This window comes from Paraburkholderia sp. EG286A (assembly GCF_040965375.1).
Lineage (GTDB): Bacteria > Pseudomonadota > Gammaproteobacteria > Burkholderiales > Burkholderiaceae > Paraburkholderia.
Genome location: NZ_JBFRCB010000006.1, coordinates 557,804 through 579,331 on the forward strand (window position 1 = coordinate 557,804; position 21,528 = coordinate 579,331).

Annotated in this window: 18 protein-coding genes; 11 read left to right on the plus strand and 7 right to left on the minus strand. The window is 65.2% G+C overall.

Annotation, left to right across the window (positions count from 1 at the left end; all coding sequences use genetic code 11):
* Positions 1 to 63 precede the first annotated feature (63 nt).
* Entirely contained in the window at positions 64 to 1,065 is a 1,002-nt protein-coding gene (locus tag AB4Y35_RS29495; RefSeq protein WP_368707149.1) for an SIR2 family protein, read from the plus strand.
* Positions 1,062 to 2,774 carry an ATP-binding protein gene (locus AB4Y35_RS29500; RefSeq protein ID WP_368707150.1) on the plus strand — a complete coding sequence of 571 codons (1,713 nt, stop codon included), beginning with the start codon at positions 1,062 to 1,064 and terminating at the stop codon, positions 2,772 to 2,774. Before AB4Y35_RS29495 ends, AB4Y35_RS29500 begins: the two co-directional genes overlap by 4 nt.
* A gap of 663 nt (positions 2,775 to 3,437) precedes the next feature.
* On the opposite strand, the gene ribA is transcribed toward AB4Y35_RS29500, so the two are convergent.
* A complete protein-coding gene (gene ribA, locus AB4Y35_RS29505; RefSeq protein WP_035513597.1) occupies positions 3,438 to 4,085 on the minus strand; it encodes a GTP cyclohydrolase II in 648 nt (215 codons plus the stop codon).
* Positions 4,086 to 4,369: 284 nt separating this feature from the next.
* On the opposite strand from ribA, the gene AB4Y35_RS29510 reads away from it, so the two are divergent.
* Positions 4,370 to 4,813 (plus strand): CBS domain-containing protein, encoded by a 444-nt coding sequence (locus tag AB4Y35_RS29510; protein ID WP_324156329.1) that lies wholly within the window; start codon positions 4,370 to 4,372, stop codon positions 4,811 to 4,813.
* Positions 4,814 to 5,237: 424 nt separating this feature from the next.
* Here the strand turns inward: AB4Y35_RS29510 and AB4Y35_RS29515 are convergent, their stop codons facing one another.
* A complete protein-coding gene (locus AB4Y35_RS29515) occupies positions 5,238 to 5,582 on the minus strand; it encodes a DUF4148 domain-containing protein (RefSeq protein ID WP_368689653.1) in 345 nt (114 codons plus the stop codon).
* A 216-nt stretch (positions 5,583 to 5,798) separates the two neighbouring features.
* Positions 5,799 to 6,419, minus strand: coding sequence for a DNA-3-methyladenine glycosylase (locus AB4Y35_RS29520; RefSeq protein WP_368707151.1), 621 nt, complete (start codon positions 6,417 to 6,419; stop codon positions 5,799 to 5,801).
* Positions 6,420 to 6,593: 174 nt separating this feature from the next.
* Here AB4Y35_RS29520 and AB4Y35_RS29525 point away from each other — a divergent pair, with 174 nt between their 5' ends.
* The gene (locus AB4Y35_RS29525; protein WP_368707152.1) at positions 6,594 to 6,986 is read left to right on the plus strand and encodes a hypothetical protein; all 393 of its coding nucleotides are present in this window, start codon (positions 6,594 to 6,596) and stop codon (positions 6,984 to 6,986) included.
* A 7-nt stretch (positions 6,987 to 6,993) separates the two neighbouring features.
* Here AB4Y35_RS29525 and prpR read toward each other — a convergent pair whose 3' ends face one another.
* Positions 6,994 to 9,030 (minus strand): propionate catabolism operon regulatory protein PrpR, encoded by a 2,037-nt coding sequence (prpR, locus tag AB4Y35_RS29530; protein WP_368707229.1) that lies wholly within the window; start codon positions 9,028 to 9,030, stop codon positions 6,994 to 6,996.
* A 236-nt stretch (positions 9,031 to 9,266) separates the two neighbouring features.
* Here prpR and prpB point away from each other — a divergent pair, with 236 nt between their 5' ends.
* The 4 genes from prpB (at position 9,267) to prpF (ending at position 15,286) form a co-directional block, all read left to right on the plus strand.
* Positions 9,267 to 10,157, plus strand: a complete 891-nt coding sequence (gene prpB / locus AB4Y35_RS29535) for a methylisocitrate lyase (protein ID WP_368707153.1) — start codon at positions 9,267 to 9,269, stop codon at positions 10,155 to 10,157.
* A gap of 31 nt (positions 10,158 to 10,188) precedes the next feature.
* Positions 10,189 to 11,355 carry a 2-methylcitrate synthase gene (gene prpC, locus AB4Y35_RS29540; RefSeq protein ID WP_324148636.1) on the plus strand — a complete coding sequence of 389 codons (1,167 nt, stop codon included), beginning with the start codon at positions 10,189 to 10,191 and terminating at the stop codon, positions 11,353 to 11,355.
* Positions 11,356 to 11,439: 84 nt separating this feature from the next.
* Positions 11,440 to 14,037: a Fe/S-dependent 2-methylisocitrate dehydratase AcnD gene (acnD, locus tag AB4Y35_RS29545; protein ID WP_368707154.1), complete on the plus strand. Its 2,598-nt coding sequence runs from the start codon at positions 11,440 to 11,442 to the stop codon at positions 14,035 to 14,037.
* 58 nt (positions 14,038 to 14,095) lie between these two features.
* Positions 14,096 to 15,286, plus strand: a complete 1,191-nt coding sequence (gene prpF / locus AB4Y35_RS29550) for a 2-methylaconitate cis-trans isomerase PrpF (protein ID WP_368707155.1) — start codon at positions 14,096 to 14,098, stop codon at positions 15,284 to 15,286.
* Between the two features lie 94 nt (positions 15,287 to 15,380).
* Here prpF and AB4Y35_RS29555 read toward each other — a convergent pair whose 3' ends face one another.
* Positions 15,381 to 16,241, minus strand: coding sequence for a peptidoglycan DD-metalloendopeptidase family protein (locus AB4Y35_RS29555; RefSeq protein WP_368707156.1), 861 nt, complete (start codon positions 16,239 to 16,241; stop codon positions 15,381 to 15,383).
* A 716-nt stretch (positions 16,242 to 16,957) separates the two neighbouring features.
* Between AB4Y35_RS29555 and AB4Y35_RS29560 the strand changes: the two genes are divergently transcribed.
* Both AB4Y35_RS29560 and AB4Y35_RS29565 read left to right on the plus strand, forming a co-directional pair.
* Positions 16,958 to 18,067: an OpgC domain-containing protein gene (locus AB4Y35_RS29560; RefSeq protein WP_368707157.1), complete on the plus strand. Its 1,110-nt coding sequence runs from the start codon at positions 16,958 to 16,960 to the stop codon at positions 18,065 to 18,067.
* A 126-nt stretch (positions 18,068 to 18,193) separates the two neighbouring features.
* A complete protein-coding gene (locus tag AB4Y35_RS29565) occupies positions 18,194 to 19,048 on the plus strand; it encodes an alpha/beta hydrolase (RefSeq protein WP_368707158.1) in 855 nt (284 codons plus the stop codon).
* Positions 19,049 to 19,094: 46 nt separating this feature from the next.
* Here AB4Y35_RS29565 and AB4Y35_RS29570 read toward each other — a convergent pair whose 3' ends face one another.
* The gene (locus AB4Y35_RS29570; protein ID WP_368707159.1) at positions 19,095 to 20,162 is read right to left on the minus strand and encodes an AI-2E family transporter; all 1,068 of its coding nucleotides are present in this window, start codon (positions 20,160 to 20,162) and stop codon (positions 19,095 to 19,097) included.
* Positions 20,163 to 20,545: 383 nt separating this feature from the next.
* On the opposite strand from AB4Y35_RS29570, the gene AB4Y35_RS29575 reads away from it, so the two are divergent.
* On the plus strand, positions 20,546 to 20,845 hold the full coding sequence (locus AB4Y35_RS29575; RefSeq protein ID WP_069266348.1) for a DUF3331 domain-containing protein: 300 nt from the start codon (positions 20,546 to 20,548) through the stop codon (positions 20,843 to 20,845).
* A 23-nt stretch (positions 20,846 to 20,868) separates the two neighbouring features.
* Here the strand turns inward: AB4Y35_RS29575 and AB4Y35_RS29580 are convergent, their stop codons facing one another.
* Positions 20,869 to 21,360, minus strand: a complete 492-nt coding sequence (locus AB4Y35_RS29580) for a thioesterase family protein (RefSeq protein WP_368707160.1) — start codon at positions 21,358 to 21,360, stop codon at positions 20,869 to 20,871.
* Between the last annotated feature and the right edge of the window lie 168 nt (positions 21,361 to 21,528).

Here is a 21,528-nt window from a genome sequence, read left to right on the forward strand (position 1 = left end):
GTTGATGAGACGAGGCGCGCAGACGGTCGCCAACCCATTGAGGGAAAAAGACTGGCACCGACCATGTGGGACCTGTGGTCAAAGGTCCTTGCAGCGACCGGCAATGATTTCGAAAAGGTACTCGCGCTTTCGCGACTACCAGAGGATGAACAACAAAAGGGAAATATCGAGGCACTGCTTTCTCACTGCAAGATCGCAGCAGAGTTTCTAGCCGACCCGGACGAGCGAGAAACAGTCCGCCGGTTCATTCATACTGCTGAGTCAACGGTTCGGGACGCTGTCCGCTTTCTTGAGCCGGATGATGACGTAGCCGTGCATGCAGATTTTCTGCGCCGTCTGTCACGCCGCTCACCGCGAAAGATGCGCAGCAAGCTCTTCACGACGAACTACGATCTGTGCTTCGAGTACGCCGCGCGCAAGGGACGATATGTCGTGATCGACGGCTTTTCGCACTCTAGCCCACAGGTCTTTGACAGCCTTTACTTCACGTATGACATCGTCAAGCGCGACAGCAATCCCGATAGCCACGATTTCATCTCGAACGTCTTTCTGCTCTATAAACTGCACGGCTCGATTGACTGGATGAGAAACCCGGTCACGAACGAGATCGAAAAAAAATCGGACTGTGAAAGTCCCCTGCTAGTCTATCCCCGTAACACCAAATATGAATTGGCGTTCGAGCAGCCTTATTTCGAAATGATGTCATCGCTGCAGGCGGCACTTCGCCAACCCGATACGGGTCTGCTGATCCTAGGGTTCGGCTTTAACGACAATCACATTGCAGAGCCCATTCTCTCGGCAATCAATTCAAATCTGAGCCTCAAGGTGGCCATATGTGACCCCAGTCTTGGCCCACGTGAGGGGAAGCCCACAAGGCTGGGGATTGATGCGACGAACGCACATCTGAAGAAGATCCGTTATCTCATCGAGCATGGCGATGCTCGCCTTGCGCTAGTCAGCGCGACGTTCGAGGAAATTGTTCCCCACCTACCCGACATCGCTGCAGAAACGGATCTCGAGCAGCACCTGGATCGTGTCCGCCGTCTTCGAGGTGAAAGCGCATGAACAGGCGCTTGTCCACCAGTCCGTTCGATCCCAGCAGATACATCGGCTCCGTGTCGTATATATCCCCCGATGCTGCAAAGATCAATCTGCCATTTGCGGCGAGCGTATCGGCGCGCCAGTATTCAGGCTATGCCGTTCTTGGTGGCCAGGTCGGCGAATTTGTCTTTATCGAGGGAGAAGGACTTGCCGTACTCGGCCGGATAACCGAGGTCCGATTGCCCGATAACGAACGGCTCAAGGCAGAGCCAGTCCTGGGTGAGCGTCCGGAAGCACATCCGATCGGCTTCGTGCAGTTGCTAACGACTCTGGAGCTTGCAACCGGAAAGGTGATTTCGGGCATTCCCATTCATCCCCGCATTGGCCAGCAGGTCTTTTCGGCACACCCGCTGCTGGTTAAGCACATTGTCGAAGGCAACAACGCTGGCGTCGCTGGGCTCATTGAACTGGCAACGATTTCACAGGAATCCGGTACCCGGGTCAACGTCAGTCCCGCGCATATGTTTGGCCGCCACTGTGCAGTACTTGGCGCCACTGGCGGAGGCAAGAGCTGGACCGTGGCTCGGATCATCCAGGAAGCTGCCCGGATTGGAGGCAAGATCATCCTGGTCGATCCGACCGGAGAATTTCATACATTCACAGAAGGAGTGCAGGCCATCCATTTGGGCGGCGAGCAGGAAAGCAAAGACGATCCTCGGCATTTCGTCGCCTTTCCATACTGGCAGTTGACCGAGCCCGACCTCTTTGCCATTTTCCAGCCGAGTCCCGGGGCACAGGTGCCGAAACTGCGGGAGGCCTTGCGCAGCCTCAAACTCAACTACGTTCTCAACGGGGACAGCGAGCCTCCTACTATCAAGAAGGCAGGCACCGTCCGTCGGGAGTTCAATGTAGCTTGGGCGCGCCATGAAGCGGCCGTCGAAGCCGACGGCGCCAAATACCTCATTTCGCAGCTTGGAAAGCAAATCTTCGAGGAGTGCGTTTACGAAAACGGCGGCACCCTCGCGAAACCCGACTACACCATGTGGGGTGGGTACGACGAACGCACCAAAGGCTACTGCGAAACTCTCGTAGCGAAGATCTATTCAATTACTCGCTCGAAGTCTCTCCGCTGCCTCTTTCATCCAGAAGCATTCGCGTCGTCGCTCACTGAGCAAATCGATGCATTTCTCAAATCCGGCAACCGTGTTCTCCGAATTTCGATGGAATATCTGCCGTTTGACCACAACGCCCGTGAGTTGCTCGCCAATGCCATCGGACGCCACCTGCTGGGTATGGCCCGTCAACGTGCCTTTCAAGAGATGCCCGTGGTCGTTGTACTGGATGAAGCGCATCAGTTCCTCAACAGGAATATGGGTGACGAACACAACCGCATACACCTCGATGCTTTTGGGCTCATTGCGAAGGAAGGACGAAAGTACGGCCTAACGACCATTCTGGCGACACAACGCCCTCGCGACGTGCCTGAGGATGTGCTGAGCCAGATGGGTATGTTCATCGTCCATCGACTCATCAACGAACGGGATCGTGACGTTGTCGAAAAAGCGTGCGGAAACCTGGATGGTTCGGCAGCAGCCTTCCTACCGACGCTTGGGCAGGGAGAAGCCATTCTGGTGGGCGTTGATTTCCCGATGCCCACCCCCGTCAAGATTACTGAGCCGGAACACCCTCCAAAGTCAGAAGGCCCCGCATACCACAAGTTCTGGAAGATGTAGCCAGATACCGGCTTTCCTCAGAGCACCATCTAGATACCGAAGACACTGCCGACGCTATGAAATCGGCGTCAAGCAGGTCGCAAATATGTGTTCCAGCGCCCTGAACCTGATTTGTGGTGCAACGGACGTAAGTATCGAACCAGTCAAGCCTCTGCTGTCCGTTGCTGCAAACACCGTCGCCACTTGCCCGACAGTCCCGCCAGATTGGCTGTGGATGGTGCCTGTGCGGCAAACGCCGGGGGGCGTTGGCCCACTCACAAGCGCGCAACGCAACGTCGACGCGAGGCATGCCAAAAATCGGGAATGGCTCCTCGGCGTAGGTTTCTGCAGAAAAAACACGCGGCGTAGGTTTTCTCGCAATGGGAGAAAAACCTACGCCGACGTAGCAAGCCCGAATAGAGCAACGTGGGCGGAGGCCCATCTTCAAACGCTCGCGTCTGGCCAATAAATCAATTTAAAATCAATAAGTTGCATACGAAAATCTCAAGCCCCGACCGCTTCTGGCGGAGCCGGATATTACGTTTTTTTCATTCGTTCATTATTTCAAACGATTCGAAACAATCTTGACCATCACATCAACAACCCCAAATAAATTTATTATAAATCAATAACTTGCACGCACACCCATTAAACGAGACAGATATAGTCCTATGCAATCCTAAACTACTCGTTCTCTTCGAAGTAATGCCCGAACTTGACCTGCTTGGTACGGATATAACGCTCGTTTTCCTCGCGCATCGGGATCGCGAGCGCCACGCGTTCGATCACCGGGAGGCCGTGCTGCCTGAGCGTGTCGAACTTCTTCGGATTGTTGCTCATGAGCTTCACCGACGACACTTTCAGCAGGCGCAGGATTGCCGCCGCCGAATCGTATTCGCGCGCGTCGTCGGGCAGACCGAGATCGAGGTTCGCCTCGACGGTGTCGCGGCCCTGCTGCTGCAGCTGGTACGCGCGGATCTTGTTCGACAGGCCGATGCCCCGGCCTTCGTGGCCACGCAAATAGAGCAGCACGCCACGGCCTTCGGCGGCGATGTAGCGCAGCGCGAGGTCGAGCTGCTCGCCGCAGTCGCAGCGGTAGGAACCGAACACGTCGCCGGTCAGGCACTCGGAGTGGAGCCGCGTCAGCGTGGGCTCGCCGCTGCCCACGTCGCCCATGACGAGCGCGAGATGCTCGGCGCCGCCGTCCTTCACCCGGTAGACATAGGACTCGAACGTGCCGTAGCGGGTCGGCAGCGTGGCAGTCGCGTCAAGCACGACGCATTCGTTGGCGTTGTCGCCGTCCGCACAGGACGACTCAGGAAGCGTAGGCATGATTCTCGAGCAAAAAACTGGCAAAACCGGCAAGGGGCCGGGTTGAGGTTCGGAACCGGAGTTTACCGCCATTTGCTCCGCCCCGCCGCGCAGCCCCGTAGGGGCGGCTCGGCCCGCGCCGCATGCCCTCGGCATAAATGGTGCGACCCCGCGCATACCCCGACGACGCGCGGCACGCCGGCCGCCTATACTGAAAAGGCTTTCCAATGGCTTGACGGGCAATACGCCCGGCTTGCCGCACCGCGCAATGACTGGACAACCAGAAGGACGAAGAGGGTCGCCCTATGACAAGCGTTGCACAGGTACTCAAATCGAAGCCGGAACAGGTGGTGTACACGATCGAAGCCTCCGATTCCGTCTATAACGCAATCCGCCTGATGGCCGATAAGCAGATCGGCGCGCTGCTCGTGACCGACGGTCCATCGATCGCCGGCATCGTCACCGAGCGTGACTACGCGCGCAAGATCGTGCTGATGGACCGATCTTCGAAAACGACCGCCGTGCGCGACATCATGAGCACGCACGTGCGCTTCGTCCAGCCGGAGCAGACCACCTACGACTGCATGGCGCTCATGACCGAGCGGCGCATGCGCCACCTGCCCGTCATGGACGGCGGCAAGCTCGTGGGGATGGTGTCGATCGGCGACCTGGTGAAGGAAATCATCGCCGAGCAGAAGTTCACGATCGAGCAGCTCGAGCATTACATCACCGGCGGGCCTGGCGCCTGACGTAACGCGCCCGCCCCTCCCTCCAGACCGCCAGACGTGAAAAAGCGCCCAATCCCGACGGGGTTGGGCGAAGCCACCTTTCGGCGGCGGAGGTTCCACGCATGAAAAATCGCGCGATGGTTTGCGCGGGCGGCGTGCGACAAAGGCGGAACGGTGTCCGCCTTCGCCGGTATCGGTTGGGAGCCAGGCTGGGTGGGGGCGCGGCCGGGTCAACTTGCGAGGGCGTCTGGGCCTGCTCGAAGCGCCCCGGCACCGGCTGGCGCGGGAGCGGCCAGACTGTGGCCGGGCGATGTCGCCTGCGCCGGTGTCTGAGCGGCGGCCGTTTGCACCGTTCGCTTTCCCCGGACTTCGGCGCCCCATGACGGCGCGCCCTGCCCGGTTATCCGCTCAGTTGCCCGGGCCGGTCGCCCACGCCGGTAGCCGCTCAGTTGCCGAAGTACACCGACTGCGACGGGCGCACCGTGGCCGGCTGGCCAGACTGCGCCGAACCCGAGGTCGACGGGCCATAGCCGCTCGTTTCGGCTGCCGGCGCTTGTTGCGCCAGGCCTTCCTGCTGGCTCACGCGGGCTTCGGCGGCCTGGATGTCGCTCGGGTACGTCGCGTCGTTGGCGGTAGCCGGGTTGTAGCCGGCCTTCTCGAGCTGGATCAATTCGGACTTCACTTCGGCGCGTGTGACCGGACCGTTGCCTTGCACCTGGGCAAACGAAAGGGCCGGAGCAGCCACGAGGGCAGCGACGATTGCGGCTTGAATCAGGGTACGGGACTTCATGTTCATTACCTCCATCACTTGTTTTATGCCGACGGCGGTGTCTGCTTGCCTCGCCGAACCAGTGATTTCAGTGTATTGAGACAGGAGCCCAGGGGAAACCCTTATTTTGAGAAAATACACTTTCATTCGCGGCAACAATGCCGCGCGCATGCGATATCGCCCGAGCGCCTTGCGGCACGGCGCTTCCCGCGGCTTCCCACGGGGCGCTCGAGCCGGTCACAGCGGGGCGACGCTGCCGTCCAGCAGCTTGCGCGGGCCGCTCACGAAGCGGCTGCCCAGTTCGTAGAAGCGCAGCGGCCGGTCCATCTCGCGCGAGAGCCCGATGCGCGTCGTCACCCCCACGGGCCGCTCGGGTTCGTCCACGCGGCCGATCCAGAGTCCGTGCCCGCGGCACAGGTCCACGCCGTCGAAGGCCGCCGCGATGCCGAACGCCTGCGAGAGCCGCCCCGGCCCGCGCGCGAGATCGCGCAGCGGGACGCCGGGGCGCAGCGCCTCCATCGCGCCGATGCCTTCGAGCGGCTCCAGCGCGCGAAACAGGATGCCCGCGCCCACGTCCACGGCTTCGCTCGACATGTTGAACATCCAGGCGCTGCCGTAGGTCAGCCGCACGTGGGCATGACCGCGCTCGAGGAACATCGCGGCGTTATAGGGCCGGCGTCCGATGTAGGCGTAGCTCGTGGAGTCGCCCACGGGATACGCTTCGACTTCGACGAGCCGCCCGGCCATGCGCCCGCGCGCCAGGTCGCGCACGACGTATTTGCCGACCATGAAGCGCGCCAGCTCGGCGGTGTCGAGCGGCAGGTCGTTGCGGTGCAGTGGCAGGATCGTCATCGTCATCGAAGCGTTCTCGGGGTGATCGGCGCAAGCATCGCGGTTTCGCGGACCGGCAGAGTGTAGCGCTGCCGCGCTCGTCCACTGCTCATCTACCGCTTGGCCACGTGCGGCCGGCCATTGCGCTACCATCGTCCGCATATCCGCGCGAACGGTTCGCGCTACCGAAGGAGCCGCACGATGAACGAACAAAGCGCGATTGAATTCCTCTCGACCGTGCGCAAGCCCCTGCTCACGCTGCACAAGGCGATTCTCGACCACGAGCGCAAGGACTACGAACGCGAGTTCGGACCGGTCACGCCGGCGGCCTTCCTGCAGGTGCTCATCAACGGCTCGGGCTTTCGCTGGCTCATGCCGCTCTCGACGGTGATCGCCAACGTCGACGAAACGCTCGACGCCAAGGACGCGAGCCCCGACGATCGCATCGGCGCGGCGCAAGGCGTGGCGGCGCTCTTTTCCGGCGAGGAATCGGCGGAGTTCTACGAGCGCTATCAGGCGTTGTTGCAGGCGAGCCCCGAAATCCTGCACTTGCACGGCACCGTGGCGCCGCTGCTCAACGCCCTGAAGAACTGAGCGCGTTTCAGGCGCGCGGCGCCTTGCGGGGAGCCGTGGCCGCCGTTGCCTCCGCGGCCGCACCGCCGCGCTTGCCCTTCGCGGCGGAAAGGCGCCGCCACAGTGTCGTCTTGCTGATGCCGAGCATCTCGCAAGCGCGGGCGCGATCGCCGTTGCAGGCGTCGAGCGCGGCGCGGATTTCATCGGCTTCGGTGTGGAGGCTGCGCTCGCGCAAGGTCAGCGCGCCCTCGCCTGCCGTCGTTGCAGCGCCACTCGCCGCGCCGCGCGACTCGAACACCTCCGGCGCGATCGAGCGCAGCACGTCGGGCGTCAGCACGTCCTGTTCCGAATCGGCCAGCTCCACCACCATCCGCTCGACCACGTTCTGCAGCTCGCGCACGTTGCCGGGCCATGCGTGCCGCGCGAGCGCGCCGCTCACCAGCGCGAGCGTGCGCGCCGCATCTTCGGGCGTGCGGATGCGCACGGCCACGCGCGGCTCGCGGCGTGACGCCTGGAACAGCAATTCCGCCGCCAGCAGCGCGATATCGGCGCCGCGCTCGCGCAACGGCGGAATGGCGAGATTGAGAATGTTCAGGCGATAGAAGAGATCCGCGCGAAACTCGCCCGCTTCGATCTGCTCGGTGAGCGCGCGGTGCGTGGCGGCGACGACGCGCACGTCCACCCGTGTGGGCTCCGTGGCGCCGAGGCGCACCACCTCGCGCTCCTGCAGTACGCGCAGTAGGCGGCTCTGCAACGGCAACGGCATCTCGCCGATTTCATCGAGAAACAGCGTGCCGCGGTGCGCCGCCTCGATGAGCCCCACCTTGCCGCCGCGCCGCGCGCCCGTGAACGCGCCCTCCTCGTAGCCGAACAGCTCGCTCTCCAGCAGCGCCTCGGGAAACGCGCCGCAATTCATGGCGACGAACGGAAAGTCGCGCCGCGGGCTCTCGCGATGAATGCCCTGCGCGATCATCTCCTTGCCGGTGCCGCTTTCGCCGCGGATCAGCACCGTGGCGTCCGACTTCGCATAGCGCCGCGCGAGCTGGCGCACGCGCTCGATGCCGGGCGTCGCGCCGCTCAGGTCGTCCAGCCGGTAGCGCGCGACGAACTGCTGGGTGCGCTGACGCGAGCGCAGCGTGCGGTCGAGCCGCTCCACCGCGCGCGACTCCTGGAACGTGAGCACGGCGCCCGTCGTCACGCCGTTGTCGACCAGCGGCCCGCGATGCACGACGTAACTCACGCCACGCACGGTCTCGAGCGATTCGCCATCGGCCTCGGGCAGCGCGAAGGCGATGTCGGGCGCGAGCGCCGCGAGCGACTGGCCCGCGGCTGCCGCCGGATCGATGCCGAGCACGGCCGCGAGGCGCTGGTTGATCGCCTCCACGCGGCCGCGCGCGTCGAGCGCGACCACGCCGTCGCGCAGATGTTGCAGCACGCTGTCGAGCCGCTGGCGGCGCTGCGTTTCGCGCCAGGTGGCTTGCACGAGATCCAGCGCGTTGTCGAACGCCGCGCGCACCGACGGGCGCGAGTAGACGAAAAACGGCACGAGCCCGAGCCGGGCCGCGAGATCGTTGACGAGGCCCGGCCCCACGACCGCGCCCACGCCGCGGTCGCGCAGGTCGAGCACGCAGGCTTCGGCGTCCTGCACGGTGCGGTAATGGCCGAACACCACGTTGATGCCATACGCGCTCGCGAAGCGCTGCACTTCCACGGGCGACTCCCCGTAGGTCACGAGCGCGACGAGTTCGGCCTCGCGCCGCGCGCGAGCGAGCGCCTGCATCACGTCGAAGCCGGTGGGCTGCACGAGCACCACGGGCAGGTCGATACGCGCCTTCAGGTAGGTGCCGTTCGAGCCCGCCGCGACCACCACATCGGGCCGCTGGTTCGGCCCCGCCGCGGCGATTTCGGCCACCGCTTCCTCGAAGCCGCGCGGCACCACGCGCAGGTCCGCGAGTTCGTCGTATTCGCGGGCGATGTCGCGAAACAGGTCGCGCAAGCGGCTGATGCCCATGGCCCAGACACGCGGGCGAATGGCGGAGGAAGCGGGAGCGGGAAAGCGGTTCATGATGTCCAACGATACGGTCGTGACGTCGAGGGCCGGCGCAGCCGAAAGCCGGCCGTCAGCCAGATTTCGCATTATCGCGCGTCGATTTCATTTTTGAAATTACGATTTCACCATGGAAATCGGGGCGCGTTGCCGGCACACGCGATTCCGGCGCAAAATCAACGCGTTAGCCTCCTTGCGCGGAGCTGGCACGCTATCTGCAGTATGAGGCGGCGATTCAATTGGAGACATCCCGCATGAACAACAAATCCCCCGCCAGCGCCGGCGCGAAATTCCGCGCAGCCGTGGCCGCCGAACAACCGCTGCAGGTCGTCGGCGCCATCACCGCGTATGCGGCCAAGCTCGCGCAGGCGACCGGCTTCAAGGCCGTTTATCTCTCGGGCGGCGGCGTGGCCGCCAACTCGCTCGGCGTGCCGGACCTCGGCATCAGCACCATGGACGACGTGCTGATCGACGCCCGCCGCATCACCGACGCCGTCGACATTCCGCTGATGGTCGACATCGACACCGGCTGGGGCGGCGCCTTCAACATCGCGCGCACGATCAAGTCGTTCATCAAGGCCGGCGTGGCGGCGGTTCACCTCGAAGACCAGGTGGGCCAGAAGCGCTGCGGCCATCGCCCGAACAAGGAAGTCGTGGCGACCGGCGAGATGGTGGACCGCGTGAAGGCCGCCGTGGACGCGCGCACCGACGACGGCTTCGTCATCATGGCCCGCACCGACGCGGCCGCCGTGGAAGGCATCGACGCCGCGATCGAGCGCGCCGTCGCCTACGTGGAAGCGGGCGCGGACATGATCTTCCCCGAAGCGATGAAGACGCTCGACGACTACCGCAGTTTCCGCGCCGCCGTGAACGTGCCGATTCTCGCCAATCTCACGGAATTCGGCTCGACGCCGTTCTTCACGACCGAAGAACTCAAGAGCGCGAACGTGGATATCGCGCTCTACTGCTGCGGCGCGTATCGTGCGATGAACGCCGCAGCGCTGAACTTCTACGAAACCGTCAAGCGCGACGGCACGCAAAAGGCCGCCGTCTCGACGATGCAGTCGCGCGAGGACCTCTACCGCTACCTCGGCTATCACGCGTACGAAGACAAGCTCGACGCGCTCTTTGCCGCGAAGAAGTAAACCTGACCATACATAGAGAGAGGAAGACACCATGAGCGAAGCAGAAAACACCACGCAAGCCGCAGGCGGTTTCAAGCCGAAGAAGTCCGTTGCGCTTTCGGGCGTGGCGGCGGGCAACACGGCGCTGTGCACCGTGGGCCGCACCGGCAACGACCTGCACTATCGCGGCTACGACATTCTCGACCTCGCCACCGCGTGTGAGTTCGAAGAGGTCGCGTACCTGCTCGTGCACGGCAAGCTGCCGAACACGGCCGAACTGGCCAGCTACAAGGCCAAGCTCAAGGCGCTGCGCGGCCTGCCCGCGGCCGTGAAGACCGCACTGGAAGCGGTGCCCGCCTCGGCGCATCCGATGGACGTGATGCGCACCGGCGTCTCGGTGCTCGGCACCGTGCTGCCCGAAAAGGACGACCACAACCTGCCGGGCGCGCGCGATATCGCCGACCGCCTGATGGCCTCGCTCGGCTCGATGCTGCTGTACTGGTATCACTTCTCGCACAACGGCAAGCGCATCGAAGTCGAAACCGACGACGACTCGATCGGCGGCCACTTCCTGCACCTGCTGCACGGCCGCGCACCGTCGAAGTCGTGGGTCGACGCGATGCACGTGTCGCTCAACCTGTACGCCGAGCACGAGTTCAACGCCTCGACGTTTACGGGCCGCGTGATCGCGGGCACGGGCTCGGACATCTACTCGGCCATCACGGGCGCGATCGGCGCGCTGCGCGGTCCGAAGCACGGCGGCGCGAATGAAGTCGCATTCGAGATCCAGTCGCGCTACGAAAACGCCGACGACGCAGAAGCCGATATCCGCGCGCGCGTGGAGAAGAAGGAAGTCGTGATCGGCTTCGGCCACCCGGTGTACACGATCTCGGACCCGCGCAACAAGGTCATCAAGGAAATCGCGAAGAAGCTCTCGAAGGAGCAGTCGAACATGAAGCTGTTCGACATCGCCGAGCGCCTCGAATCGACGATGTGGGAAGTCAAGAAGATGTTCCCGAACCTCGACTGGTTCAGCGCCGTGTCGTATCACATGATGGGCGTGCCGACCGCCATGTTCACGCCGATCTTCGTGATCGCGCGCACGGCCGGCTGGAGCGCGCACATCATCGAGCAGCGCATCGACAACAAGATCATCCGCCCGAGCGCGAATTACACGGGTCCGGAGAATCTGAAGTTCACGCCGATCAGCAAGCGCTGATCGCCGGAGGCGATGCGTCGTAGCGTGACGACATCGCCTTCGATCCCGCGCACCGCCGCTCACAACACATTTGGTCCCCAAGCCGTGAATACCGCCTACCGCAAGTCCCTCCCGGGCACCCGGCTCGATTACTTCGACGCGCGCGAAGCCGTCGAGGCCATCCAGCCCGGCGCCTACGCCACGCTGCCGTACACCTCGCGCGTGCTCGCCGAAAACCTCGTGCGCCGCTGCGACCCGGCCACGCTCGCCGCGTCGCTTACGCAGTTCATCGAACGCAAGCGCGACCTCGACTTTCCGTGGTTCCCGGCGCGCGTGGTCTGCCACGACATCCTCGGGCAAACCGCGCTCGTCGATCTCGCCGGCCTGCGCGACGCCATTGCCGACCAGGGCGGCGACCCCGCCAAGGTGAATCCGGTCGTGCCGGTGCAGCTGATCGTCGATCACTCGCTCGCCGTGGAATGCGGCGGCTTCGACCCGGACGCGTTCAACAAGAACCGCGCGATCGAAGACCGCCGCAACGAAGACCGCTTCGACTTCATCAACTGGACGAAGAAGGCGTTCAAGAACGTCGACGTGATTCCTCCGGGCAACGGCATCATGCACCAGATCAATCTGGAGAAGATGTCGCCCGTGATCCAGGCGCGTGACGGCGTGGCGTTCCCCGACACCTGCGTCGGCACCGACAGCCACACGCCGCACGTCGATGCGCTCGGCGTGATCGCCATCGGCGTGGGCGGCCTCGAAGCCGAGAACGTCATGCTCGGCCGCGCCTCGTGGATGCGCCTGCCCGATATCGTCGGCGTGGAACTCACGGGCAAGCGCCAGCCCGGCATCACCGCGACCGACATCGTGCTCGCCCTCACCGAATTCCTGCGCAAGGAAAAGGTCGTGGGCGCGTATCTGGAGTTCCGCGGAGCAGGCGCATCGAGCCTCACGCTCGGCGACCGCGCCACGATCTCGAACATGGCGCCCGAATATGGCGCCACGGCCGCGATGTTCTTCATCGACGACCAGACGCTCGACTATCTGCGCCTCACGGGCCGCGAGGAAGAGCAGGTCAAGCTGGTCGAAACCTACGCGAAGACCGCTGGCCTGTGGGCCGACACGCTCGACAACGCGCAATACGAGCGCACGCTCACGTTCGATCTTTCGAGCGTCGTGCGCAACATGGCCGGCCCGTCGAATCCGCACAAGCGTCTGCCCACGTCCGCTCTCGCCGAGCGCGGCATCGCGGGCAAGTGGCAAGAAACGCCGGGCCAGATGCCCGATGGCGCGGTCATCATCGCCGCCATCACGAGCTGCACGAACACGAGCAACCCGCGCAACGTGATCGCCGCCGCGCTGCTCGCGCGCAATGCGAACGCGCGCGGCCTCACGCGCAAGCCGTGGGTGAAAAGCTCGCTCGCGCCGGGATCGAAGGCCGTGGAGCTTTACCTCGAAGAAGCCAACCTGCTGCCCGATCTGGAAAAGCTCGGCTTCGGCATCGTCGCGTTCGCGTGCACCACGTGTAACGGCATGTCGGGCGCGCTCGACCCGAAGATCCAGCAGGAGATCATCGACCGCGACCTGTACGCAACCGCCGTGCTCTCGGGCAACCGCAACTTCGACGGCCGCATTCACCCGTATGCGAAGCAGGCGTTCCTCGCCTCGCCGCCGCTCGTCGTCGCCTACGCGATTGCGGGCACGATCCGCTTCGACATCGAACAGGACTCGCTCGGCACGGACAAGGATGGCAAGCCCGTGTACCTCAAGGACCTCTGGCCGAGCGACGAAGAGATCGACGCCATCGTCGCGAAGAGCGTGAAGCCCGAGCAGTTCCGCAAGGTGTACGAACCGATGTTCGCGGCCACCGCGGTAACGGGCGAAACGACCGACCCGCTCTACGACTGGCGCGCGCAAAGCACCTACATCCGCCGCCCGCCGTACTGGGAAGGCGCGCTGGCCGGCGAGCGCACGCTCAAGGGCCTGCGCCCGCTCGCCGTGCTCGGCGACAACATCACGACCGACCACCTCTCGCCTTCCAACGCAATCCTGCTGGACAGCGCAGCGGGCGAGTACCTCGCGAAGATGGGCCTGCCCGAAGAGGACTTCAACTCGTACGCAACCCACCGCGGCGACCACCTCACGGCGCAGCGCGCGACCTTCGCGAACCCCACGCTCATCAACGAGATGGCCGTGGTGGACGGCGCCGTGAAGAAGGGCTCGCTCGCGCGCGTCGAGCCGGAAGGCAAGGTCACGCGCATGTGGGAAGCGATCGAAACCTACATGGAACGCAAGCAGCCGCTCATCATCGTCGCGGGCGCGGACTACGGCCAGGGCAGCTCACGCGACTGGGCGGCCAAGGGCGTGCGTCTGGCGGGCGTGGAAGTGATCGTGGCGGAAGGCTTCGAGCGCATTCACCGCACCAACCTGATCGGCATGGGCGTGCTGCCGCTCGAGTTCAAGGCGGGCACGAACCGCACGACGCTCGGCATTGACGGCACGGAAACCTATGACGTGATCGGCGCGCGCACGCCGCGCGCCGACCTCACGCTCGTGATCGAACGCCGCAACGGCGAGCGCGTGGAAGTGCCGGTTACCTGCCGGCTCGATACGGCCGAAGAAGTGTCGATCTACGAAGCCGGCGGCGTGCTGCAGCGTTTCGCGCAGGACTTCCTCGAATCGTCACAGGCAGCGGCATAAACGGGAAACGGGCGGCGCAGCGCTCACGCGCGCGCCGCCCTTCGTTTCAGGACAACACATGGCACACGTACCTCAGATCAAGATTCCCGCCACCTACATCCGCGGCGGCACCAGCAAAGGCGTGTTCTTTCGCCTCCAGGATCTGCCCGCTTCGGCGCAGCAGCCGGGCGTGGCGCGCGACAAGCTGCTCATGCGCGTGATCGGCAGCCCCGACCCGTACGGCAAGCAGATCGACGGCATGGGCGGCGCGACGTCGAGCACGAGCAAGACCGTGATTCTGGCCAAAAGCACCAAGCCCGACCACGACGTCGACTACCTGTTCGGCCAGGTCGCCATCGACAAGGCCTTCGTGGACTGGAGCGGCAACTGCGGCAATCTCTCCGCCGCCGTGGGCCCGTTCGCGATCAGCGGCGGCCTCGTCGACCCGAGCCGCGTGCCCGACAACGGCGTGGCGACCGTGCGCATCTGGCAGGCCAACATCGGCAAGACCATCATCGCGCACGTGCCGATGACGAACGGCCACGTGCAGGAGACGGGCGACTTCGAACTGGACGGCGTGACCTTCCCCGCCGCCGAAGTGCAGCTCGAATTCCTCGACCCGGCCGCCGAGGAAGAAGGCGCGGGCGGCGCGATGTTCCCCACCGGCAATCTCGTGGACGACCTCGAAGTGCCGGGCGTAGGCACGCTCAAGGCCACGATGATCAATGCGGGCATTCCGACGATCTTCGTGAACGCCGAAGCCATCGGCTACACGGGCACGGAATTGCAGGACGCGATCAACAGCGACGCGCAGGCGCTCGAGAAGTTCGAGACGATCCGCGCGCACGGTGCGCTGCGCATGGGGCTCATCAAGCACCTCGACGAGATCGCCACGCGCCAGCACACGCCGAAAATCGCTTTCGTGGCGCAGCCCACGGGCTATGCGGCGTCGAGCGGCAAGCGCGTGGAAGCCGGCGATGTGGACCTGCTGGTGCGCGCCATGTCGATGGGCAAGCTCCATCACGCCATGATGGGCACGGCGGCCGTGGCGATCGGCACCGCGGCGGCCATTCCCGGCACGCTCGTGAATCTCGCGGCGGGCGGCGGCGAGCGCAGCGCGGTGCGCTTCGGGCATCCGTCGGGCACGCTGCGCGTGGGCGCCGAGGCGCGTCAGGAAAACGGCGAATGGACGGTCACGAAGGCCATCATGAGCCGCAGCGCACGCGTGCTGATGGAAGGCTGGGTGCGGGTGCCGGGCGACGCGTTTTAAGGCGCGGTTTCAAGAAGTACGCGGTTTGCGGTGATGAAAAAAAACCGCCCTGACGCTGCGATGCGTCTGGGCGGTTTTGTTGTTCTTGCCGCGCTCAGCCCTGCGGAGAAGAAGGCAAATACGGCATCGGGTCCACCGGCTTGCCATCGCGGCGCACCTCGAACAGCACCGCCACGCGGTCGTTGTTCTCGCTGCCCATCTCGGCGATCTGCTGGCCCTGGTGCACCGTGTCGCCGGTCTTCACGAGCAGACGGCGGTTGTGCGAGTAAGCCGTGAGGAAGTCCTTGTTGTGCTGGACGATGATCAGGCTGCCGTATTCGTTCAGGCCCGTGCCCGCGTACATGACCTTGCCGTCGGCGGCAGCGATCACGGGATCGCCGGCCTTGCCCGCGATCTCGATGCCGCGCGTCGTGCCCGGCGCGAACGGTTCGACCACACGGCCATGCGCCGGCCACACGAGCGCGACGCTGTTCGCGTGGCGCGCCACTTCGGCGGCGACCTGGCGGTTTCCGGCTGCGTTCGCGTTGGCGTTCGCCGTTGCGCCGCCAGCTTGCGGCGCGGCCACCTGGACGGTGATCGTCTGCTTCGAAACCAGCTTGATCGACTGGCCTGCGCGCAGGTGACCGTTCGGCTTCAGGTGATTCCAGGCGGCCAGATCCTTGACCGACACACTGTGCTTTTGCGCGATGCGCTGCAGCGTGTCGCCGCGGCGCACACGCACGTAGGTCGTTTTCGTGACGACGCGCGTGACGGGCGCACTCGCCGCCTGTTGTGCGGCGCTGGCGTCGGCGCTCGCTGCGTCGGAGGCCGGGGCCGCCGCCGCCGTGTCGGGCTGCGGTTGTTGTTGCGGTTGCTGCTGGTTCATGTCGGCGCAGCCGCCCAGCAGGGCTGCCAGCCCCAACACGGCCCAGAACCCCTTGAGACCGCGCTGGCCGATACGATCGTCTTTCATCATTGCTCTCTCCTGCGGTGCTTGCAGCCGTGCGATGCAGCGAGTGGATGCCCGGGACGGTCTGCTGCGTATGCCGCGCTCCCGCCCCCGTGGCGCTCCGGCTCGCCTGCGCCGGGCTGCTTCGATCTGCATCTAAATCGACTGCATCTCGAACCATAAACATTCAACGCACGCGATCGCTCCATTAACGAACGAGCGTGCCATCTCAAATTCGATCCGGCATTGTAAAGCGCAACTCCACGAAATCAGCCCAGGGAGAACACTTTGAAACAAATGTTAATTAGCCGAATTCTTGCTCGATAAAAACATCGACAAGGGGCCAGAAGAAACTGCCCAAACCCGCGTCAGGGCGGCGTTCGCCGCGCCGGCATGATCGTGCCCTTTCCCCTGACTTATCGGCACACGTCCCGGAAACTTGAAGGGCGCACTGGCGGCGCCCGCTGAAAGGCATTTGAAATTGCGCTAATATCGGCGGCGTCAACGTAAACCCGCATGCGGCGGGAACCCTCGCGTAATCTTCAGGTCTTTTCCTGCGTTTGTCGTGCGGCCGCCGCGGTGGCCACGTCACGGTTCCCGGCGCCAGGCGCCCCACGAACCTCGCCCGAATTCCCGATTTCCCGATTTTTCCAGCCAGGTACTCCCAGCATCTGCCCGCCCGGCCCGTTTTGCATCACCGGCTGCTTCATGCGCCCCATACCGGCCCGGCCCGCTGCCCCAACATGCCAAAGTCATCCAACCGTCTAGTCGAACTCGATTTCTTCCGCGGCCTCGTCCTGCTCATCATCGTCGTCGATCACATTGGCGGCAGCATCGTCTCGCGCGTCACGCTGCACGCCTACGCGCTGTGCGACGCGGCCGAGGTCTTCGTCTTCCTCGGCGGCTTCGCCACGGCCACCGCGTGGGCCACGCTGTGCGCACGCCGCACCGAGGCCGCGGCGCGGCAGCGCTTCATCAAACGCGCGTTCGAGATCTACCGCGCGTTCGTCGTGACGGCGCTGTTGATGCTGCTCGTCACCGCGATTCTCGTGGCCTGCAACGTCGATGCGCCCAACCTCGCCACCACCGATCTCGACGATCTCACGCTCGCGCCCGCCGCCGCGCTGCGCGACATCGTGCTGCTGCGCCGCCAGCCGTATCTGGCCGGCGTGCTGCCGATGTACGCCTGGTTCGCGCTCGCCGCCCCGCTCGCCGCCCCGCTCGCCTTGCCGCTCGCGCGCACGCGGCCGTGGCTGCTGCTGGCCGTGAGCCTTGCGCTGTGGGGCGTCGCGCCGCACCTGGCGCCGTGGCTGCCGCACGTCGAAGACGTGCAATGGGACTTCAACCCGTTCGGCTGGCAGCTGATGTTCGTGCTCGGCGTGATCGCGCAGGCGCAACCCGTGTTCCAGCGCGTGAGCGCGCACCGTCTCGGCACGCTCGTGACCCTCGCCGCACTCGCCGTCGTGGCGGGCGCCGCGATCTATCGACTGCAGCTCGGCAACGTCGCGCTCGACGGCGACTTCAAGCGCAACCTCGCCTGGTTTCGCGTGCTCAACTTCCTTGGCATCGCGTGGCTCACGGCGCATGTCATCCGCCTCGGCTGGGCGAAGCGCGTGGCGCATGCGCTGCCCTGGGTGGGCCTCGTCGGCCGCAAGGGGATGCTCTCGTTCGTGGCCGGCGCCGTGATTTCGCTCACGGTCGACTCGGTGCTCTACTGGTACACCGACGGCTACCTGAACGTGCCGCTCGGCCTCTGCGCCGACGCCGTGGCGATCACCGCGCTGCTGCTCGTCGCGCGTGCGTCCGACCCGCTCAAGCGGCTGTTGCCTTCGCGCGCCAAAGCTTCCGCCTGAAACGACGCGGCTCGCCGGCCATGCACGGCTCGCCGGCCAGCCGATCACGGCTTCCGGCGCGCACGAGCGGCTGCTAGCATGATGACCCCGCGCCGCCGGCGCGCCACCGCTCTCGATGTCCCTGCCATGCGCAGACTCCTTCGCACCGCGCTGCTCCCGCTCGCCCTCTCCTGCGCGGCGTTCGTCACGCCAGCGGCGCCTGCCGCGGCGAGCACGATCGTGGTCCGCACGTTCCACGCCGAGGCGCTCAACCGCGAGTGGCCCTACGTGGTGTACCTGCCGAACGGCTATCGCGCCGACCAGGGCCGCTACCCGGTGCTCTATCTCCTGCATGGCAACAACGGCGAGCCCATGGACTGGGTCACGCATGGCCAGCTCCAGACCACCGCCGACACGCTGATCGCCCGTCACGAGATCCCGCCCGTGGTGATCGTGATGCCGCAGGGCGGCACCGACTGGTACGTCGACCGCAAGGAGCGGATGGAGACGGCGTTCTTCCAGGATCTGCTGCCCGAGATCGAGTCGCACTTCGCGGTGGACGACGCACGCGACGGCCGCGCGATCGGCGGCGTTTCGATGGGCGGGTTCGGCGCGCTGCGCTATACGCTGGAGCACCCCGACATGTTCTGCGGCGCGCTGCTCCTTTCCCCGGCGGTCTATGCGGGCGACCCGCCGCCCAGTTCGGCGGCGCGTCACGTGGGCGTGTTCGGCGACCATCAGTTCGATGCGCAGATCTGGCGCACGCTCAACTATCCGGCGCTCTGGAAGCCGTATTTCGCGCAGCCCCGGCGCGTGCCGTTCTTCATTGCCGCCGGCGACGACGACCTCGTGATCCAGGCCGAGTCGTCGCTGCTCTATACGCGGCTGCGCGAGGCGGGCAATACGGCGGCACTGCGCATCGTCGATGGCGGCCACGTGTGGCCCGTGTGGCGCGAACTGCTGCCGGCGGCGCTCAAGTACACGCTCGGGTGCTTCCGCTGAGCGAGGCGCGTGCCGCGCCTCGCCGCGAACCGGGCGTAACTGGGCGTTACTCCGCCCAGTTCACCCAAAGCACCATCAGCACGGTCATGAGCGCCGGGCCGATGAAGATGCCGATCAGCCCGAAGGTCGTCGCCCCGCCCAGAATGCCGAACAGCACGAGCAGAAACGGCAGACGCGTGGAACTGCCGATCAGCACGGGCCGCACAAAATGCTCGGCGACGAACACCACCACGAAGCCCCATACCGCGAGCGCAGCCGCCGCGATCAACGAACCCTGGATGACGAGCCACAGCGCCGCGCCGCAGAACACAATGGGCGCGCAAAACGGCAGCATGGCCGCGATGGCGGTGACGGTGCCGAGCAGCGCCGCATGCGGCACGCCGGTCGCGATATAGGCGGCGGCCAGCAGCACGCCCTCGCCCAGCCCCACGACCACGAGCCCCGTAACCGTGGCGCGCACGGCGGCGGCCATGCGCTGCAGGAGCTGTGCGCCGTCGGCGCCGAAGGCGCGGCGCGCACCGCGCATCACCGTTGCCGAAAGACGCGGGCCGGCCCGGAAGATCACGAATAGCGTGACGAGCATGAAGCCGAACGTCATCGTGGCGTGGGCGGCGCGCGCACCGAAGTGGCGGCCGAACGTGGCGATGGTGTCGCCGTGCAGGCTCTTCATCGCCGGTGAAGCCTTGAGCGGCTGCGCGAGATTGGCCTGCCACCAGTCACTCACCTGGCGGCTGCCGACCGGCAGATGCGCAACGAAGTCGGGCACCGGCACGCCGTTCTCCTGGGCGTCGCGCAGCCAGAGGTAAAGCTCGTGAGCCTCGCCGCCGGCCTGAATGGCCGTGACGGCGATCGGCAGGAGCACGAGCAGGCCGATCGCGGCCGTGAGCAGCGTGGCGATCAGCGTCTTGCGGCCCTTGAACCAGGCGCGGCGCTCGATCGCCTGATAGGTGGGCCACAGGACGATGGCAAAGACGCTCGCCCAGGCCACGGCGGGCACGAACTCGCGCACGATCCACAGCGCCAGCAGGACGAGCGTGGCGTACAGCACCGCGGAGGCGGCGCGCTGGATTTTCTGCTCGTTTGCGGAGTTCGGAGCAGGCGGACGATGAATCATGTAACCTCGTGAAAATTCAAAAACAGGGGCCCGGGTTTCGTGGCTGCGCAGGTGCGGTGCCACCAGCCAGCGCGGTGCAGCAATCAATCCAGGCGGCCCAGTCTTTCCTCAGATCCCGGTCCGCGCCAACCGTTCCGTCCCCACCCTGGAACGCCCTCCAGGCGCCCGTTTTCGGGCCACTCGATGTCGCGCCACGTACAACAGTGCGTTGCACAAATTCGAGATGTCGACCCCCAATCTGCCGCAAACCCCCATTCCTTCGTGAATCGCAACGTGTCGCAGGGCGATTGTTGCTGATAATGGAATGGTGTTTCAACGGCGACAGAATGGCACTTGTCAGCGCGCAGGACTACATTCGCGGCACCACACTTACGGAGCCGACAATGAAGAAAAAAGCGTGCCTCTCGCTTGACGGAGCCAACGGTGAGCGCATCGAAATACTCGAGCAGACGGATACGGCGCTGGTGATCCGCTGGGTCGAACCCGGTCGCTGCCATTATGGCGAACAGCGCTGGCGCCGCCGCTCGGCGCATTCTTCGGGCACCTGCGCCGTGTCGCGCCGCAAGATCCGCCGCGGCGACGCCGTGTTCAAGCCGGCCGAACGTCCCGCACCGCTCAACGCCTCCGTCATGATCGCCGCCGAAGTGTTCGGCGCCCTCATCGGCGCAGAACTGCCGAAGTAAGCGCGGCGACGTCGCCCGCGGCCTCAACGAGGCGCGAGTGAGATAGCCCGCGCGGCATGGCGCGGCGCGACGCCCGCCGACGCGGCGCACAACGCCTCCACGCGCGCGAGCACATCGGCGTCGAAGGCCGCTGCGCGCGGGCCCGAGCGGTCCACGTGCAAGAGCAACTGCTCGCTCGCCGAGACGGGCGAGCCGCCCGCTTCGTCAAGATCGCCCGCGAACAGCTCCAGATACAGGCGCACGCGTTTCGCGTCGTGCTCGATCACCCGGACGTCGACGCGCACCTGGGCGCCCTCCTTGATCTCGTGGAGATAGTTCAGGTGCGCTTCCAGCGTGTACATCGACCGCCCGCGCGCCTCGCGCGCCGCCGCGTCGAGCCCGATGGCGTCGAGCAGCGCGTCGGTCGCGTAGCTGTAGATCAGCATGTAGAACGCGTCGCGCAGATGGCCGTTGTAATCGACCCACTCCGCGCGCACCGTGTCGCGGTAGACCACGGGCGCCGTTTCGTTCGTCATCCAGTCTCCCCTCGCGTCTCCACATTCGGTGCCCGCATGCAGGCGGGAGCAGTGTAACCGCAGACCCGCCTCGTGCGCCGCGACGCCGGCAGGCTCCGGCGCCGCCGCATGTGTGCTCGCGTCGCCGTGCACGCCGCGCGCCGCTGGGGTAAGGTTGAACGGTCGCGG

Coding starts and splice junctions, on each gene's coding strand:
- AB4Y35_RS29495 (WP_368707149.1), top strand. CDS start 64: ATGTGGGACCTGTGGTCAAAGGTCCTTGCAGCGACCGGCAATGATTTC.
- AB4Y35_RS29500 (WP_368707150.1), top strand. CDS start 1,062: ATGAACAGGCGCTTGTCCACCAGTCCGTTCGATCCCAGCAGATACATC.
- ribA (WP_035513597.1), bottom strand. CDS start 4,085: ATGCCTACGCTTCCTGAGTCGTCCTGTGCGGACGGCGACAACGCCAAC.
- AB4Y35_RS29510 (WP_324156329.1), top strand. CDS start 4,370: ATGACAAGCGTTGCACAGGTACTCAAATCGAAGCCGGAACAGGTGGTG.
- AB4Y35_RS29515 (WP_368689653.1), bottom strand. CDS start 5,582: ATGAAGTCCCGTACCCTGATTCAAGCCGCAATCGTCGCTGCCCTCGTG.
- AB4Y35_RS29520 (WP_368707151.1), bottom strand. CDS start 6,419: ATGACGATGACGATCCTGCCACTGCACCGCAACGACCTGCCGCTCGAC.
- AB4Y35_RS29525 (WP_368707152.1), top strand. CDS start 6,594: ATGAACGAACAAAGCGCGATTGAATTCCTCTCGACCGTGCGCAAGCCC.
- prpR (WP_368707229.1), bottom strand. CDS start 9,030: ATGAACCGCTTTCCCGCTCCCGCTTCCTCCGCCATTCGCCCGCGTGTC.
- prpB (WP_368707153.1), top strand. CDS start 9,267: ATGAACAACAAATCCCCCGCCAGCGCCGGCGCGAAATTCCGCGCAGCC.
- prpC (WP_324148636.1), top strand. CDS start 10,189: ATGAGCGAAGCAGAAAACACCACGCAAGCCGCAGGCGGTTTCAAGCCG.
- prpF (WP_368707155.1), top strand. CDS start 14,096: ATGGCACACGTACCTCAGATCAAGATTCCCGCCACCTACATCCGCGGC.
- AB4Y35_RS29555 (WP_368707156.1), bottom strand. CDS start 16,241: ATGATGAAAGACGATCGTATCGGCCAGCGCGGTCTCAAGGGGTTCTGG.
- AB4Y35_RS29560 (WP_368707157.1), top strand. CDS start 16,958: ATGCCAAAGTCATCCAACCGTCTAGTCGAACTCGATTTCTTCCGCGGC.
- AB4Y35_RS29565 (WP_368707158.1), top strand. CDS start 18,194: ATGCGCAGACTCCTTCGCACCGCGCTGCTCCCGCTCGCCCTCTCCTGC.
- AB4Y35_RS29570 (WP_368707159.1), bottom strand. CDS start 20,162: ATGATTCATCGTCCGCCTGCTCCGAACTCCGCAAACGAGCAGAAAATC.
- AB4Y35_RS29575 (WP_069266348.1), top strand. CDS start 20,546: ATGAAGAAAAAAGCGTGCCTCTCGCTTGACGGAGCCAACGGTGAGCGC.
- AB4Y35_RS29580 (WP_368707160.1), bottom strand. CDS start 21,360: ATGACGAACGAAACGGCGCCCGTGGTCTACCGCGACACGGTGCGCGCG.